The 16,432-nt window shown below is 44.0% G+C and carries 13 protein-coding genes; 5 read left to right on the plus strand and 8 right to left on the minus strand.

The window, feature by feature from the left end; all coding sequences use genetic code 11:
- Positions 1-99: 99 nt before the first annotated feature.
- Positions 100-1,398: an NAD(P)/FAD-dependent oxidoreductase gene (locus ACZ5O6_RS11095; protein ID WP_447091493.1), complete on the plus strand. Its 1,299-nt coding sequence runs from the start codon at positions 100-102 to the stop codon at positions 1,396-1,398.
- A gap of 85 nt (positions 1,399-1,483) precedes the next feature.
- Here the strand turns inward: ACZ5O6_RS11095 and ppsA are convergent, their stop codons facing one another.
- Complete coding sequence (gene ppsA, locus ACZ5O6_RS11100) at positions 1,484-3,856, minus strand: phosphoenolpyruvate synthase (protein WP_447091492.1); 2,373 nt, start codon at positions 3,854-3,856, stop codon at positions 1,484-1,486.
- Between the two features lie 153 nt (positions 3,857-4,009).
- Between ppsA and ppsR the strand changes: the two genes are divergently transcribed.
- On the plus strand, positions 4,010-4,834 hold the full coding sequence (gene ppsR, locus ACZ5O6_RS11105; RefSeq protein WP_447091491.1) for a posphoenolpyruvate synthetase regulatory kinase/phosphorylase PpsR: 825 nt from the start codon (positions 4,010-4,012) through the stop codon (positions 4,832-4,834).
- 118 nt (positions 4,835-4,952) lie between these two features.
- On the plus strand, positions 4,953-6,260 hold the full coding sequence (argA, locus tag ACZ5O6_RS11110; RefSeq protein WP_447091490.1) for an amino-acid N-acetyltransferase: 1,308 nt from the start codon (positions 4,953-4,955) through the stop codon (positions 6,258-6,260).
- Positions 6,261-6,286: 26 nt separating this feature from the next.
- On the opposite strand, the gene ACZ5O6_RS11115 is transcribed toward argA, so the two are convergent.
- From ACZ5O6_RS11115 to glmS, 5 genes are all read right to left on the minus strand, one after another.
- Positions 6,287-7,150: an HpcH/HpaI aldolase/citrate lyase family protein gene (locus tag ACZ5O6_RS11115; RefSeq protein WP_447091489.1), complete on the minus strand. Its 864-nt coding sequence runs from the start codon at positions 7,148-7,150 to the stop codon at positions 6,287-6,289.
- A gap of 58 nt (positions 7,151-7,208) precedes the next feature.
- On the minus strand, positions 7,209-8,348 hold the full coding sequence (locus ACZ5O6_RS11120) for a CaiB/BaiF CoA transferase family protein (protein ID WP_447091488.1): 1,140 nt from the start codon (positions 8,346-8,348) through the stop codon (positions 7,209-7,211).
- Between the two features lie 122 nt (positions 8,349-8,470).
- Complete coding sequence (locus ACZ5O6_RS11125) at positions 8,471-9,799, minus strand: methylaspartate ammonia-lyase (RefSeq protein WP_447091487.1); 1,329 nt, start codon at positions 9,797-9,799, stop codon at positions 8,471-8,473.
- 75 nt (positions 9,800-9,874) lie between these two features.
- Positions 9,875-11,341: a methylaspartate mutase subunit E gene (locus ACZ5O6_RS11130; RefSeq protein ID WP_447091486.1), complete on the minus strand. Its 1,467-nt coding sequence runs from the start codon at positions 11,339-11,341 to the stop codon at positions 9,875-9,877.
- Between the two features lie 256 nt (positions 11,342-11,597).
- A complete protein-coding gene (gene glmS / locus ACZ5O6_RS11135) occupies positions 11,598-12,092 on the minus strand; it encodes a methylaspartate mutase subunit S (RefSeq protein WP_447091485.1) in 495 nt (164 codons plus the stop codon).
- Between the two features lie 179 nt (positions 12,093-12,271).
- Between glmS and ACZ5O6_RS11140 the strand changes: the two genes are divergently transcribed.
- Positions 12,272-13,198 (plus strand): LysR family transcriptional regulator, encoded by a 927-nt coding sequence (locus ACZ5O6_RS11140; RefSeq protein WP_447091484.1) that lies wholly within the window; start codon positions 12,272-12,274, stop codon positions 13,196-13,198.
- Positions 13,199-13,409: 211 nt separating this feature from the next.
- Entirely contained in the window at positions 13,410-15,245 is a 1,836-nt protein-coding gene (gene ilvD, locus ACZ5O6_RS11145) for a dihydroxy-acid dehydratase (protein WP_447091483.1), read from the plus strand.
- 108 nt (positions 15,246-15,353) lie between these two features.
- Here the strand turns inward: ilvD and ACZ5O6_RS11150 are convergent, their stop codons facing one another.
- The gene (locus tag ACZ5O6_RS11150; protein WP_447091482.1) at positions 15,354-15,890 is read right to left on the minus strand and encodes a dihydrofolate reductase; all 537 of its coding nucleotides are present in this window, start codon (positions 15,888-15,890) and stop codon (positions 15,354-15,356) included.
- A gap of 23 nt (positions 15,891-15,913) precedes the next feature.
- Positions 15,914-16,408: a GNAT family N-acetyltransferase gene (locus ACZ5O6_RS11155; RefSeq protein WP_447091481.1), complete on the minus strand. Its 495-nt coding sequence runs from the start codon at positions 16,406-16,408 to the stop codon at positions 15,914-15,916.
- Positions 16,409-16,432: the final 24 nt, after the last annotated feature.

Genomic DNA, 16,432 nt, shown 5'->3' on the forward strand with positions numbered 1-16,432 from the left:
GCTGAGCGTATAATCACGCACGGAATAATTTAAGGCTCTCAGATAAGTACAGCGACTTACCCTAGGGCTTTTTTGCTTAATTAAAAACAGGATTACAGTATGAAGGTCGTTATTGTTGGTGGTGGTGCAGGCGGTTTAGAGTTAGCAACGATGCTAGGCCGTAAACTGGGTAAAAAACAAGAACACGACATTGTACTGATTGACCGTAACTCAACCCATTTATGGAAACCTTTATTGCATGAAGTGGCCGCAGGCAGCCTTGATGCAGAAATTGATTCCGTGAGTTACCGCGCTCATGCGCATGCACATCACTTTCAATTTAAGATGGGTACATTTTCCGGCGTTAATCGAGAAAAGAAAGAAATTCACTTAGCCCCTGTTTATGATCAAGAAGGGGAAGAAATTCTACCTCAGCGAAACGAAGCCTACGATATCTTAGTGATGGCAATAGGCAGTTCATCGAACGACTTTGGCGTTGAAGGCGTTCGCGAGCACTGTAAATTTCTTGATAGTACACAGCAGGCGATCAAATTTCACGATCGCTTAGTTAACCAATTTATTCGGCTCAACCGCAAACTGATCGACGACCCAACTGCCTGTTTACGCGTGGCCATTGTTGGTGGTGGCGCGACAGGGGTAGAGTTAGCGGCAGAACTATTTAATTCTCGCAACCTATTCTCTCTTTACGGCTTAAACCGTATCAAAGATGAGCATTTAAAAGTCACCTTACTGGAAGCCGGGCCACGTCTTGTACCGGCATTATCTGAAAAAGTCTCTGCCGCTGTATTAACTGACCTCGCAAAACTGGGCGCCGACATTCAACTTAATACACAAGTCGCAAAAGCTGAACACAAAGCCTTTATTACATCGATAGATAATCGTGTTGATGCCGACATGTTACTGTGGGCTGCCGGCATTAAAGTGCCTACTTTTATGGCTGAAATAGAAGGCTTAGAAACCAACCGTATCAACCAAGTCATCGTAAATAAATACTTACAAACCACCAATGACGATACCATCTATGCCATTGGCGATTGCGCAGGCTTTCCTTTAGATGAAAAACGCTGGGTTCCTCCTCGCGCTCAGTCGGCTCATCAAATGGCAACCACTGTAGGAAAAAATATTATCAATACTGTAAAAGAAAAAGCACTGGTTGAATTTCGTTATAGCGACAAAGGTTCGTTGATTTCACTCAGCGAGTTTTCAACGGTGGGAGTGCTAATGGGCAATTTAGTACGTGGCGATACCTTTAATGTGCGCGGAAAAATTGCACGTATTGCTTACATCTCACTTTATCGCATGCATCAAATTGCACTGCACGGCTGGGTGCGCGCAACCTTAATGATGGTATCCGATAAAATTAACCACATCTTAAAACCACGATTGAAACTGCACTAAGACAAAATAGAAAAATCAAACGCCTATTCTGCCTGATAAAAAGTAGGCAAAATAGGTGTTATTTATACTACGTTGTCGCTCAGATTTAAGAGGTTGATTGAGCGTGTTTCGCCAAATGTAACCACGTATCGATAACCGAATCAGGGTTCAGCGATACTGAATCAATCCCCTGCTCCATCAACCATAATGCAAAGTCGATATGATCTGACGGCCCTTGCCCACAAATGCCGACATATTTATCTGCTTTTTTACACGCCTTAATCGCCATTGACAATAAGGCTTTAATGGCATCGTTACGCTCGTCAAATAGATGCGCGATAAGACCTGAATCACGATCTAAACCTAATGTTAGCTGCGTTAAATCGTTTGATCCGATAGAAAAACCATCGAAATATTCTAAGAATTGATCGGCCAGTAAGGCATTAGAAGGCAGCTCGCACATCATGATCAGCTTTAAGCCTTTCTCACCTCGCTTCAATCCATACTCTGCAAGCAGCTCAGTAACCTGCCTAGCTTCGTCGACGGTGCGCACAAAAGGAATCATAATTTGCACATTTTCTAAACCCATGTCTTCGCGCACTTTTCGTAATGCTTTGCACTCTAGAGCAAAGCATTCACGGAAGGATTCCGAAATATAACGTGATGCACCACGATAACCAATCATGGGGTTTTCTTCTTCAGGCTCGTATTGTGTACCGCCAATCAAATGCGCATATTCATTTGACTTAAAGTCCGACATACGAACAATCACCGTTTCGGGTGCAAACGAAGCGGCTATCGTTGATACGCCTTCAACGACTTTCTCGACAAAATAATCTGCAGGGCTTGCATAACCCGCAATGTGACGGGCAACGGTTGCTTTAAGTTCAGTATCTAAATTATCAAAATCCAGCAAGGCTTTAGGGTGAACACCCACCATACGGTTAATAATAAATTCTAAGCGCGCCAAACCCACACCCATATTTGGCAAGGCCGAAAAAGACATCGCACGGTCAGGGTTACCCACATTCATCATCACTTTGAACGGCAACTCTGGCATTTCATCGACGCGATCTTCTGATTGGGTATAGTCAAGCTCCCCTGCGTATACAAAACCCGTATCGCCTTCCGCACAAGAAACGGTGACCGGTGTTCCTGTAGCTAGCTTTTCAGTAGCATCACCACAACCCACAACTGCCGCAATACCTAATTCACGGGCAATAATGGCAGCATGACAAGTACGGCCTCCACGATTGGTCACGATGGCACTGGCTAATTTCATTACCGGCTCCCAATCAGGGTCGGTCATATCGGTGACAAGAATATCGCCCTCTTTGACTTGATCCATCTGCTCGATGCCATCCACCACACGCACAACGCCCTTACCAATACGCTGGCCAATAGAGCGACCTTCACAAAGCACACTACCAGTCTCATTGAGTTTAAAGCGCTCAACCGCACTGCCTGTTTCTTGGCTTTTCACTGTTTCTGGTCGTGCCTGCACAATATATAACTGCTGATCATCTCCATCTTTCGCCCATTCAATATCCATCGGGCGACCATAATGCACTTCAATAATTAGCGCTTGTTTGGCTAATTCTTCCGCTTCACTATCAGTGATAGAAAACTGCTGCTGGTCGGATTCTGCAACATCAACTGTATCGACGAGTTGATCAGGCTGTGACGAGTACACCATCTTAATCAGCTTGCTACCTAAATTACGGCGCAAAATAGACGTTTTTCCCGCCTGTAACGCTGGTTTATACACGTAAAACTCATCCGGATTCACCGAACCTTGCACAACGGTTTCACCTAAGCCGTAAGAAGAGGTAATAAAGACCGCATCACGAAAACCCGACTCGGTATCTAGAGTAAACATGACACCGCTCGAACCGGTTTCGCTACGCACCATACGCTGAATACCCGCCGACAATGCAACTTCTGCGTGCTCAAAACCTTGGTGTACGCGATAACTAATCGCACGGTCATTAAATAATGAGGCAAATACCTCTTTAATCGCCAACATCACTTGTTCGTAACCACGGACATTGAGCATGGTTTCTTGCTGACCTGCAAAAGAAGCATCGGGCAAATCTTCTGCCGTTGCCGACGAACGCACAGCAACCGCTAGATTAACGTTGCCGCCTTGCAATGTCTCAAATGCCTCTTTAATGGCGCTCTCTAATGCTGGCTGAAAAGGTGTCTCAATCACCCACTGGCGAATATCCGCACCGGCTTTTGCCAAGGCATTCACATCACTTACATCTAGCGCCGATAAAGTCGACTGAATACGATCATTCAAACCGCTTTGATCCAAAAACTCACGAAACGCTGATGCCGTTGTCGCAAAGCCATTGGGAACACTCACGCCCATACCTTTTAAGTGACTGATCATTTCGCCTAAGGAGGCATTTTTACCACCTACACGATCCACATCGTTCATGCCTAAGCCATCAAACCAAAGTACGTAATCTGCCATAAGAGTGTCCCCAAAAGGTATTTATCATTCAGAATTTGCGGCGCAGTATAGCGTGAAATGCGCTTGAAAAAACAAGCAGAACGCGCTTTTTACAGTAGAATAGCCGTCATCATTCGCTAAATATGACAAAAAACAATAACAGACGAGACAATCATGCACCATATTGCTTATTTCATTTCAGATGGCACTGGCATCACAGCAGAATCACTAGGGCACAGCTTGCTATCACGCTTTAGCAATGTGCAAATAGATCAAATCACACTGCCTTATATTAATACCCTAGAGCGCGCGCAACAGGCAGTCGCGCGAATCAACGACAGTGCCGAAACATTAGGCTCTCAACCTTTAGTCGTGATGAGTTTAGTGGATGCAGAATTGCGTGAAACCCTACGGCAATCGAAAGGGCTGATTTTAGATATGTTTGATGCGTTCCTTGACCCTATGGAAAAGTTATTTGGTCAGTCTGCCGATCACAGTGCCGGCACTGCATTTGGTATAGGGATGGCCCAAACCAACTACCACCAGCGCATTCAAGCCGTTAATTATGTGCTTGAAAATGACGATGGCGGGAGTACCAAAAACTACCCTTCGGCAGATGTTATTTTAGTCGGCTTGAGCCGTAGCGGAAAAACACCTACCTGCCTCTACTTAGGCATGCACTTTGGCATTCGTGCTGCTAACTACCCCTTTACCGAAGATGATCTCGACGACTCAGCTCTTCCTAAATCACTGCAACCTTATCGCGATAAATTATTCGGCTTATTAATTACCCCAGAACGCCTCGCCAGTATTCGCGAAGAGCGTTACGCCAACTCGCGCTACGCCTCTATTAAGCAATGTGACTTTGAGACACGACAATTTAAAGCCACTCTTGAGCGCTATAAATTACCTTATTTGAACTCGACACATCTATCAATAGAAGAACTGTCGACCCGTGTTATGGATAAGATTGGTATCGAGCGACGAGTCACGGTTTAATGCTTTTTGACTATTTTCTCCAAGCATAGACGTTAGTACGCGTACTGTGCTTTAATTTCTGCCTATTGGCGTGCTCAAAGTACGCTTGTATTCACAATATAATATATAGATGCCCCCTATGCTAAACGCACCTGATCATGTGTCGTCATTTAGACAAACATCGCCTTATATCAAAGCCTATCGCGGAAAAACATTTGTCATTATGTTACCCGGGGCGGCGATTACTCACGCTAATTTTGCCAATATTGTTCATGATATTGCTTTGCTGAATAATCTGGGCGTCCGCATTGTATTAGTACATGGTGCACGCCAACAGATTGATGCCAAGCTCTCACAGCACGGATTAGAAAGCTGCATACATCAAGGCAGCCGTATTACGGATGCCGACTGTCTACTTCACTTGATTGATGCCATTGGCTCAACTCGCTTTGCTATTGAAGCGGCTCTCTCTACTGGCCTGCCTAACTCACCCATGCACAACGCTAATTTACGTGTTCGTAGCGGTAATTTTGTGACCGCGATGCCTCGCGGCGTTGTCGATGGTGTAGATCTACAATATACCGGCAAGGTGCGTGCAATCGACGCCCATGGTCTCGATGAGTTGCTATTCAACGATGCTATTGCGCTGGTCTCACCGATTGGCTACTCCGTTACTGGCGAAGCCTTTAACCTCACTTATACCGAAGTCGCCACACAAATTGCCATTGAACTGGGCGCCGATAAACTGATTGCCTTCACTAAAGAAAATGGCGTACTTAACGACAGCGGTGACGTACAAAAGCAGCTAACATTGCTGCAGTGTGAAAAATTTTTACTAAAAAAAGACACAACCGACAGCCACTTTTCACTGAAAGCCTGCTACCACGCATGCGACCAAGGTGTTAACCGCGCACAAATTATTAGCTATGCTGAAGACGGAGGCCTAATCAAAGAGTTATTTACACGTGATGGCTTTGGCACGATGGTACACCGTGATAGTTATGAAACGATTCGTCGTGCGCGTATTGATGACGTAGGCGGCATTTTAGAATTAATAGAACCTTTAGAAGCGGAAGGCGTGCTGGTAAGACGTTCGAGAGAATTGCTCGAACAAGAGGTGAGCCACTTTACGGTCATGGAAATTGACGGAACGATTATCGCCTGCTCTGCTCTCTATCCTTTCGTACAAGATAATGCTGGAGAGCTTGCCTGCATGGTGACACACCCCGACTATCAAGGGCAAAGTAAAGCAGCAAAATTGCTATCACATATTGAAAAACAGGCTGCAAAATTAAAAATGACTCAGTTGTTTGTATTAACCACTCAAACAGCTCACTGGTTTTTAGAGCAAGGATTTAGTGAATCGAGTTTAGAAATATTGCCGCAAGAGAAACAAACCATTTATAACTATCAGCGCAATTCGAAAATTTTTGTGAAGCGTCTATAAAATCATTAGCTCATTGCAGTAAAAATTTACAACAGCAATTGCTTGGCGCGCTCGACAACGGGCGCATCGACCATTTTGCCATCGACTTCAATGACGCCACGATGATTTTCCATCGCTTGCTCATAGGCAACAAGCACTTTTTGCGCCCACTCACGTTCGGCTTTTGTGGCCATATATGCTTCATTAATAGGCACAACCTGTTTAGGGTGAATGCATAAAGCGCCATTAAAACCCATTGATTTTGCCCGCTGCTGATACGCCGCAAAGCGTTCTACATCTGAATAATCAGCAATACTTGCAGGAAACCCATAAGCCGCAATAGACCCTAAACGAGCCGCATAAATTATTTTTTGTGCCGGTAAAAACAAATTTTCTGGCGTTGGCTCGAAGCCACCATCTAGCGATAAATCTTCGGTACCTAAGGCCAAGCCTGTCAAACGCGGTGTCGCTCTTGCTATTAGCTGTGCTTTTTCAAGACCGTTGATCGTTTCAATCAACGCTATCATTTTGACTGTACCGCACGGAATATCCCTCTGAAATTCAATACGCGTGATCGCCTGATCAATGAGTAGCAAATGTTCTTCACCGATCACTTTAGGAATAATAATTGCCGAAGTGTCAGGAAAAACAGAAGCCTCTAGATCTGCGGCTGCATCAAGAATATTGTCATTAATACGAACCAGTACATCAACACCCTGTTGACTGAGGTGTTCGATATGCAACGGCAGGGATTGCCTTACTTGTGCTTTTTGGTTATTAGGAACACTGTCTTCAAGGTCAAGAATAATCGCATCCGCTTGACGTGTAGCGGCTGCCGAAATAAATTTTTCGTTATTGGCAGGAATAAAAAGTAATGAGCGCCACGTTTTTTTCATGATACGTTTTTCCATGTGATACGCCCCCCGATACCATTATTTTTCGATGATAGGCACCTTATAAAAAGCTTCATTATAAAAACTCTTTACGGATGCTTTCAGAATGTTGGCCAATCGTTGGCACCTGACCAAAGCAATGATCTTCTGGGGTAATCGAATGACGAATAGGTGAATCGATAATACTGACGTGCGATCCGTCTTGCAATGTCACCTGTTTACGACGTAGCTGTGGATGCTGCGCTAACGATTCAACAGAATTCACCGCACCGTAGGCGATAGCCGCTTGCTTAAGTACTATTTCTAATTCAGCGCGAGTTTTACTAGAAAATAAATCATTAATAATATCGTCCAATAATAAACGGTGTTCAACACGTTTATTCATCGTATTAAAGCGTTCATCGCTGGCTAAATCAGCCTGATTTAATACCTCTGCACAAAGACGGTGCCATTCTCGTTCATTCTGAATCGATATCGCTAAGATTTCATTATCTTTGGTCTCATAACCGCCATAAGGCGCAATCGATGGATGGTGTAAGCCTGCCCGTTTAGGCGCTTTGCCACCGTATTCACTATGTAGAAAAGGCACTTGCATCCAATCAGCAGCCGTATCAAATAGAGACACTTGCACACCGGAGCCTTTGCCCGTTTGCGCGCGCACCAACAATGCATTTTGAATACCAATAAGCGCATTCATGCCCGCACCGATATCACAGACCGACACACCGATACGGCCATATCCTTTGGGTGATCCGTTAATAGCAACCAAACCACTTTCACACTGCACTAAAAAATCATAAGCTTTCATATCACGGTAGTCGCCGTCATCACCATAACCGCTAATATCACACGTGATAAGTTGCGGATATTTTTCACGTAAAGAGGCCGAGCCAAATCCTGCACGCTCACACGCACCGGGTGCTAAATTTTGAATAAATATATCCGCTTTTTCTAACAACGCATGTAACAAAGCCGCATCATCGGCTTGCTTAAAGTTTAGCGTAAGCGATTCTTTGCCGTGATTGGCCCACACAAAGTAGGAAGACTCACCATTAACCGCCGTATCATAGCCGCGTGCAAAATCGCCTTCAGCTCGTTCAATTTTTATTACTCTTGCACCGCCTTCAGCCAATTGGCAAGCGCAAAGTGGAGCAGCCACGGCTTGTTCAATAGAAACGACAAGTAAGCCGTCAAAAGGTTTTACTGTTGTTGTCATACGATGTCTCTGTTCTCGCTCATTCGATAAATAATAAAGTCACCTAACATCAAATTATTATCTATTTTATTTTTTCTGTTATTGTCACTATTCAGCAAAGCTAATAACTACTGTCTGTTATCTTAATAGTATTGAGCAACATGCCTCATCATTTTCACCCGCTTAGGCGGATTTTCTTTTTTACTATTTATTGCGTTTTTTTTTGCTATTTTTTCTTTATTGACTAACTGCGCAACGGCAGCTTGCATTTCATTATTGACAATCATCATGCCTTCATCAAAACCCATACCCGGCTTCGCCAACAATCGTTCTGGCTGTGTCGCCAATGCTAGATGCACGCACACTTTTGCCGACGTATCGGTTTCATTACACGTGCCACCTTGGTAGGCCTCTACACCATTTTGCTTACAATAAAGTACCGCTTCAACGGTGTTATGCACAGCGCCCAAATCCGGCGTTTTAATTTGTACCATATGGCAACATTTTGCATCAACAAAGGCAACAATATCTTCATAGGTGTTACACCATTCATCGGCGACAATTTTTGCCGACGAATTGAGTGCTTGCAAATGTGCTGTAATATTTTTAAGCACGTCTATTTGCTGTGCTCGCTCACCCATATCGACAGGGCCTTCTATATATAAGGTAAATGGTGCTGCGATTGTTTGTAAACGATCAATATAGCCAGCAATTTTTTTCGCATCATTATTAAAGATCATGCCTAGCGTGCCGTATACATCGATATGAATATCGGGTGAATAGGCTGAATTTTCACGCACCGTTGCTATGCGATTTTTTAACCATTGCACATATTCAACTAATTTTTCACCCTGCGCACCTAATTTATTGGGCACATTATTAATAAGCGCGTGCGGCAAGGCATCGACTTTTTTCAAAATCATTTTATCAACGGCACCATAGCGATCATCGCCACTTTGTCCAAAAATAGGCACGAGGGAAGTCTGAACCGGCAATTTATAATCTTCTGATATTACCGTTGATTTGAGGCATTGACGTGATAATGCAGCGGCATCTAATAAGGCTTGTGAAACACCATAACGGATAGCGGTATGTAGTGGTTTATCATCAATCTTTAATTGATCCAATAAACGAGAATTAAATAAGAAATTTTTGGCATCTAGCGATAGTAATACAGGCTTAACATGCTCTTCAATAAATGGAATAAATTGCTCTGCAGTAAATAATGGATCGCGTCCACCAGCACCAGAATACTGCACCGCCACACAATCGCCTTTGGCCACCTGATTATTTTCTAGAACGAGTAAAATAGAAATGGCTTCGCCGGGTTGACGAATAGCTTTAAAGCCCTTTGTTACTGCTTGCCCCGGATAAACAAAGCCATCTTGTTTTTCACCTGACTTAATTGCTTGCTGGTCATCAAAATAAAAGGCGGAATAACCTGCGACTAATATAACGTCGATAATTTTCATAATCTCTTCTCTTGAAAATAATACGGTAAAATATTTTGGCTGTAATTTGTCGTCTCTAGCTAGCAACCATGAAGACTATAATGCACGCAACACAGGATCTTTAGGGCGCCCTACCAGCTTACCTTGAGAAATAGCATTCACATCATCAATGACCATTTGGAACGATACATCGCGCCCTTCAACTTTTGCGCGTTCTTGTATACAGTCGTTATGATAATTAACCACATCATCTGGAAGTGGCGTCGCTCCTCGCTCAAGCACGCGTACCGCACCATTATTGTCGCGTACCGGCATCAAAATTCCAGAGTTACAGTCTGCCGGTGCAAATGGAATATCCATCACCCCACGCTTGAAGGCTTCTACTGCCCCACGCGCAAGATCGCCGTTACCCAATTCAAATACCATTGACATGATCGCTCGAACTTCTCGTTTAATCAGTTCAATCTCTTGTGACAATGCGGGGCTACTTGTCATTTTTTGGTCGCTCACCATATTAATGATTTGACCTGTGGTTTCTAAGCCTTGTTTATTGGCTTCTTTGGTGGGGACACCTGCAGCTTCGTGAGGCGTTTTCACAATGACCTTTGTCGCACCCGCTAATGCCGCTGCCGTCGCCCCCAAACTAATGACTGAATAGGCTCGCGCTTCATTTTCTGGAAACCCGCCCATCCACTGATGAAAGACCGTACTCAATTTGTAATCATCAAAACCGGCCTGCTGAAAATATTCGTGCGCCAGTTCTCTCAAGGAATGAATGGCCGCAATATCTTGTATCAAATTCCCTGCCTGACCATAACCTAAGGTTACACACTTAACCCCTTGCTCCAGTGCTAATAAACCTTCAATTAATGCCACACAATGAGAAACAAAAGGAGGAACTAATGTACCGGTTAATGGGCCAAAAGGTTCACGATTAATGATAATGCCTTCTTCAGCATAAAGACCCACAATACGATCACAGTATTGCCAATCACGAATCGACTTTTCTAAAGGAACACGTTTAGAGTAAGGAATATTATAAGAAATGCCGCCACCTTCATTACTAGTAAAACCTGCGGCCATCGTGATTTCTGTCAGCAAACGCGCGTCGGGAGTACCATGGCGTACCTCTATCGGCTTGTTTACGGATTCAACTAATTCTCGGCATGCTTTCACGCCATGATTGACGGCTGGAAAACCATTGAGTAACGATGTACCCGCATCGACTGACTGATCGATACCCACCTGTGCTTCGTCATAACGATTAAGACGTGTATAAGCATCAATGGTCGTTGGCAATAAATCACAAGAATTTTGCAAGTGCTGCAATAAAGTAATCTGCTCGTCGAGTAACGCAACGCCCGCTCGCGGCTGTAACAATGTTTTATTATTCTCTTCCGCACGTGCTAACGCAGAAGAAAAACGCTTACTTTCCGGTATATCTCTTTGGTAACGCATTGCTTCGTCAAGATCAACCGCGGCTCCCGTAGGCCATTCGGTAAGCACTTTTTCGCGTTCACTGAATAACATTTTTTTATCGAGTTTTTTATTTTGAATTTCCACAGGCAATATCTTCTGAAAAATAGCGTTTGAGAAATACGAGCACGCTAGAGCAATGACGGATAGAGCATCCCAAAACAGAGGAATGAAAATGTCATTAATGTAAAAAGGAGCGGGAACACTAAAACAGATATTTAGTCTTAGTGCCCCACACTAATGAAGTCTTCAATATGATGGAGAGGCTAAAAGTGGCTTAGCCGCATATTTATTAATAAACGTTGCTTATGTTAAATAGATGGTTAATTAGGCGATTTTTACACTAAGCGACGATGCGCTGCTTTTTATTTGCCTGCTTATTCTCTACATCCATCGTTAAGAAACCGGCTACATCTTCTAAATCATCGCTTGGCGCAAATACACGGTCATAACCCATATCAAGAAATAGCGCTTTGACGTCGGCAAAGTCTTTTTTACCAATAACCAAGTTGCCACCGACATAAAGGATCATATCGTCTACACCACGAGCGACGCAGCGTTCGCGCATACCTTTACAGTCAATTTCACCATGACCATAAATAGAGGAAACCAAGATAGCTTGTGCGTCATGCTCTATGGCAGCATCAATGTATTCATCTTGTGTCACCATAACGCCCAAGTTAATGACATTGAATCCCAACCGCCCTAACACATTAGCAATGATCTTATTGCCTACAGCATGACAATCGGCACCAATAACACCGATGACGATAGTGGCTTTCATAGCAGTGGCCTTGTGAGAATGGCGAATAGCGTTGTTGTTATTAATAGGGCTCATAATTATTACCGTTTCTTTGTTTTTGCTGTGAAGTTATATTCATATAAATATAATTTATTTTCAACATCATATACATCACTATTATTTAAGTGTAAGCTGTCGCCTAAATCATCACAAGCACCCAAAGAAAGCACCAAAGACAGTACCAAAGACAATCATCAAAACAGCGGTAAAAGAGTATGAAAGACACATTACGCAACGCTACCTTACGGCAGTTACAAATTTTTATGGTCGCTGCCGAGCACGAAAGTTATGCACGCGCGGCAGAAACCCTATATTTGACACAGCCAGCCGTATCCATGCAGATGAAGCGATTAGCCGAAATGGCAGAAACGGATTTGTTTGTAAAAAGTGGGCGCGAACTTAAACTCACGTCTGCAGGTAAAACATTACTCCCTTACGTACGCCAAATTACTCAAACTATTCGGGAAGCCGGTGAAGAACTAGACGCGATTAAAGGTGCCCGCCACGGACAGGTTAAGCTCGGCATGGTCACCACAACGCAGTATTTTTCACCTCGGCTCATTGCTGAGTTTAATAAGCACTATCCAGAAATAGAGCTAGACGTGGTTATCGCCAATCGACGAGACATTGTGAGCAAACTAGAAAATAACGAAATTGACCTTGCGATCATGGGTCGTACACCGCGTCGAGTACCCGTTGTCGCCGAAAAATTTTATGATCATCCTTACGTTATCATTGCACCTAAATCTCATTATCTCGCTAAGCAACAGATCATCAATCCAGAACACCTGAAAGGAGAGGCCTTTTTAGTGAGAGAAAATGGATCGGGGACTCGACTACTACTCGATAATTTTTTTACCGAGCACAATATTCATCCCCCTAAATTACATGAGTTCACCAACAATGAATCTATCAAGCAGGGGGTGATGGCAGGTATGGGGCTCGCCATTATTTCTGCCCACACTATTCACCTTGAAAAAACCATTAAGCTACTTAGCATTCTTGATATCGATACCATGCCCATTATGCGTGACTGGTATATATTACACTTAACAACTAAAGTCCTTAGCCCCGCAGCCATGGCCTTTAAGAGCTTTATGCAAACACAAGCGCCTAAACAGATGAGCAGTATTTTCTCTTGAGTGCATCGATAACTCGGTAACGCAATAACATTTACTATTGCACAAAAAGAAACAGTGCCTTGCGAATATCTCATTTTACGCAACACTCATAGGCAACGTATAATCCTTAACTCATTGCTACACCGTAGAATCTCTTGTTTTGACCGTGATTTTTCACGGCTCATCGTCCAAGCAGTTTCTACACTCGCGCATTATTACAAGAGGAACCGTCATGCCTATTTATCGCTCCAAAACTACCACTGCAGGCCGCAATATGGCTGGCGCTCGCGCACTATGGCGCGCGACAGGGATGAAAGACGATGATTTTCAAAAGCCAATTATCGCGGTCGTTAACTCTTTCACACAATTTGTACCCGGACACGTCCACTTAAAAGACCTTGGTCAACTCGTCGCACGAGAAATCGAAGCTGCAGGCGGTGTTGCCAAAGAATTCAATACCATTGCCGTCGATGACGGTATTGCCATGGGACACGATGGCATGCTGTACAGCCTACCATCACGAGATATTATTTCTGATTCAGTAGAGTATATGGTGAATGCACATTGTGCTGACGCCATGGTGTGTATTTCTAACTGTGACAAAATCACTCCCGGAATGCTGAATGCCGCGATGCGTTTAAATATTCCGGTGATTTTTGTATCCGGTGGGCCAATGGAGGCCGGAAAGACCAAGTTAGGCGACAAGAAACTCGACCTTGTTGATGCGATGGTCATTGCTGTTGATGACAATGCCAGTGATGAAGAAGTCGCAGAATATGAACGTAGCGCCTGCCCAACTTGCGGCTCTTGCTCGGGCATGTTTACCGCAAACTCGATGAACTGCCTCACGGAAGCTCTCGGATTGAGTCTACCGGGTAACGGCACAACATTAGCGACACACGCTGACCGCGAAAAACTGTTCAAGCGTGCCGGACAGCGTATTGTTGAAATTACCCGCAAGCACTACGAAGAAGACGATTACAGCGTACTGCCTCGTAGCATTGCACAATACAACGCGTTCCAAAACGCCATGTGTTTAGATATTGCGATGGGCGGATCAACCAATACTATTTTGCACTTTTTAGCCGCAGCAATCGAAGCGGGTGTCGACTTCACCATGAAAGACATCGATGCACTCAGCCACAAGGTGCCACAACTCTGCAAGGTCGCCCCCAACACCCCCAAGTATCACATCGAAGACGTACATCGCGCCGGTGGTATTATGGCGATACTAGGCGAGCTAGATCGCGCCGGATTACTCGACACATCACTACCTACCGTTCACAGTGCCACGTTAAAAGACGCACTGGATGAATGGGATATTATGCGCAACCCTAGCGAAGAGGTGATGCATTTTTATAAAGCAGGGCCCGCTGGAATTCCCACACAAACCGCTTTTAGCCAAGATTGTCGCTGGCCAACACTCGACGCCGACAGAGAGAATGGTTGCATTCGCTCGCTGGAACACAGCTTTAGCTTAGAGGGTGGACTAGCCGTTCTGTACGGTAATATTGCACTGGATGGTTGCGTCGTAAAAACAGCCGGTGTTGATGAAGACATTCTCGTGTTTGAAGGCCGTGCGCACGTCGTCGAATCACAAGACGAAGCCGTGGAAAATATTTTAGCGGATAAAGTGGTAGCCGGTGACATTGTTGTTGTTCGCTATGAAGGCCCACGCGGCGGCCCGGGTATGCAAGAAATGCTATACCCTACCAGCTATATCAAATCGAAGGGATTGGGCAAAGCCTGCGCACTACTGACCGATGGTCGTTTCTCAGGAGGAACATCGGGTTTATCAATCGGCCACGTTTCACCTGAAGCTGCTGCGGGCGGTGCGATCGGTTTAGTAAAAGATGGCGATAAGATAAAAATTGATATTCCTAACCGCACAATTAATATGCTCGTGTCTGACGAAGAACTCGCCACACGTCGAGCAGAGCAAGATAAAAAAGGATGGAAACCTGTCAAAGATAGACCACGTAAAGTTACCGCAGCACTCAAAGCTTACGCTAAGTTTGTAACTAGTGCCGATAAAGGCGCGGTTAGAGATGTATCGTTACTTGATTAAACATCGAGCTTTTACATCTTAATATGCAAGCCCGTTAATTGATTAGCGGGCTTTTTTTATACTTATTTATATTTGGATGTTACTGGCAGGATATCGCGCATTGAATCATCAACCTGCATTACTTATTTTTTCCAACACACAAAACGCATAGTCATAAGAGTTAGTTTTTAACGAAGAATCACTGGCAGAGAAACTATCTCTATGGGTTTCTTGCCAAATATGGCTATCTATTTCAGGAAAAAATGCATCACCGTCAATATTAGCATCTACTCGCGTCACATATAGCTTATCGGCTTTTGGCAGTGCGGTTTTATAAATTTCTGCACCACCAATCACCATCATTTCGTCGATACCATCAATCATGGATTGCGCTTCGGCCAAACGTAACGCGTCATTGATGGAATGCACCACCTTAACTCCTTCGCGTTGCCAATCTTCTTGACGAGTGATGACAATATTCAGTCGCCCAGGCAAAGGGCGGCCAATAGACTCAAAAGTTTTTCTACCCATCACGATGGGCTTACCCATTGTCACTCGTTTAAAGTACTGTAAGTCTTCAGGCAAATGCCATAGCAATTGATTGTCTTTTCCAATGGCGTGATTGTTAGCTATTGCTACAATAATGGAGAGTGTAATTGTCGTCATAAATGAGTACTGTTTATATCGCGTTAACTAACAAAAGCGGATTGTAACGACACCCACTTTCCCTCAGAAGGCGAGTGCTGCCCCACCTCTTTAAAATGTCGCGCCTTATGAAATTTCTGAGAAGCTATATTTAGTGGCTGTAAATTATATTCACATACCACATGTGATATTTGCTGACGGCGACAATCAGAAAATAGATCATTATAGAGTGCGGTTCCCACCCCCATACCCGCAAAGGGTTTCTCAATAACAATGCGATCAATATAAACAAAAGAGGCAGTATGCGAACAAAACCATGCAAAATTTGCATTTGAGTAAGATGCGGTATGGCTCATCGCTAATAAAAAGCCAATAATTTCATTATTCACTGTAGCGACACGGTGATAGCAAGACAACTCATGCAACACTGCTAGCTGTTGCGCATTCATATGACTCGTTTTATCTTCTTGTGCTTGGTTGATTGACACAATCCGTTGAAAATCATCCGTTGTGGCATCACAAATAATTAGTTCATGCATGGAAACTCTTTACAGGCTTTATTT

It is taken from the genome of Eionea flava (assembly GCF_055393785.1).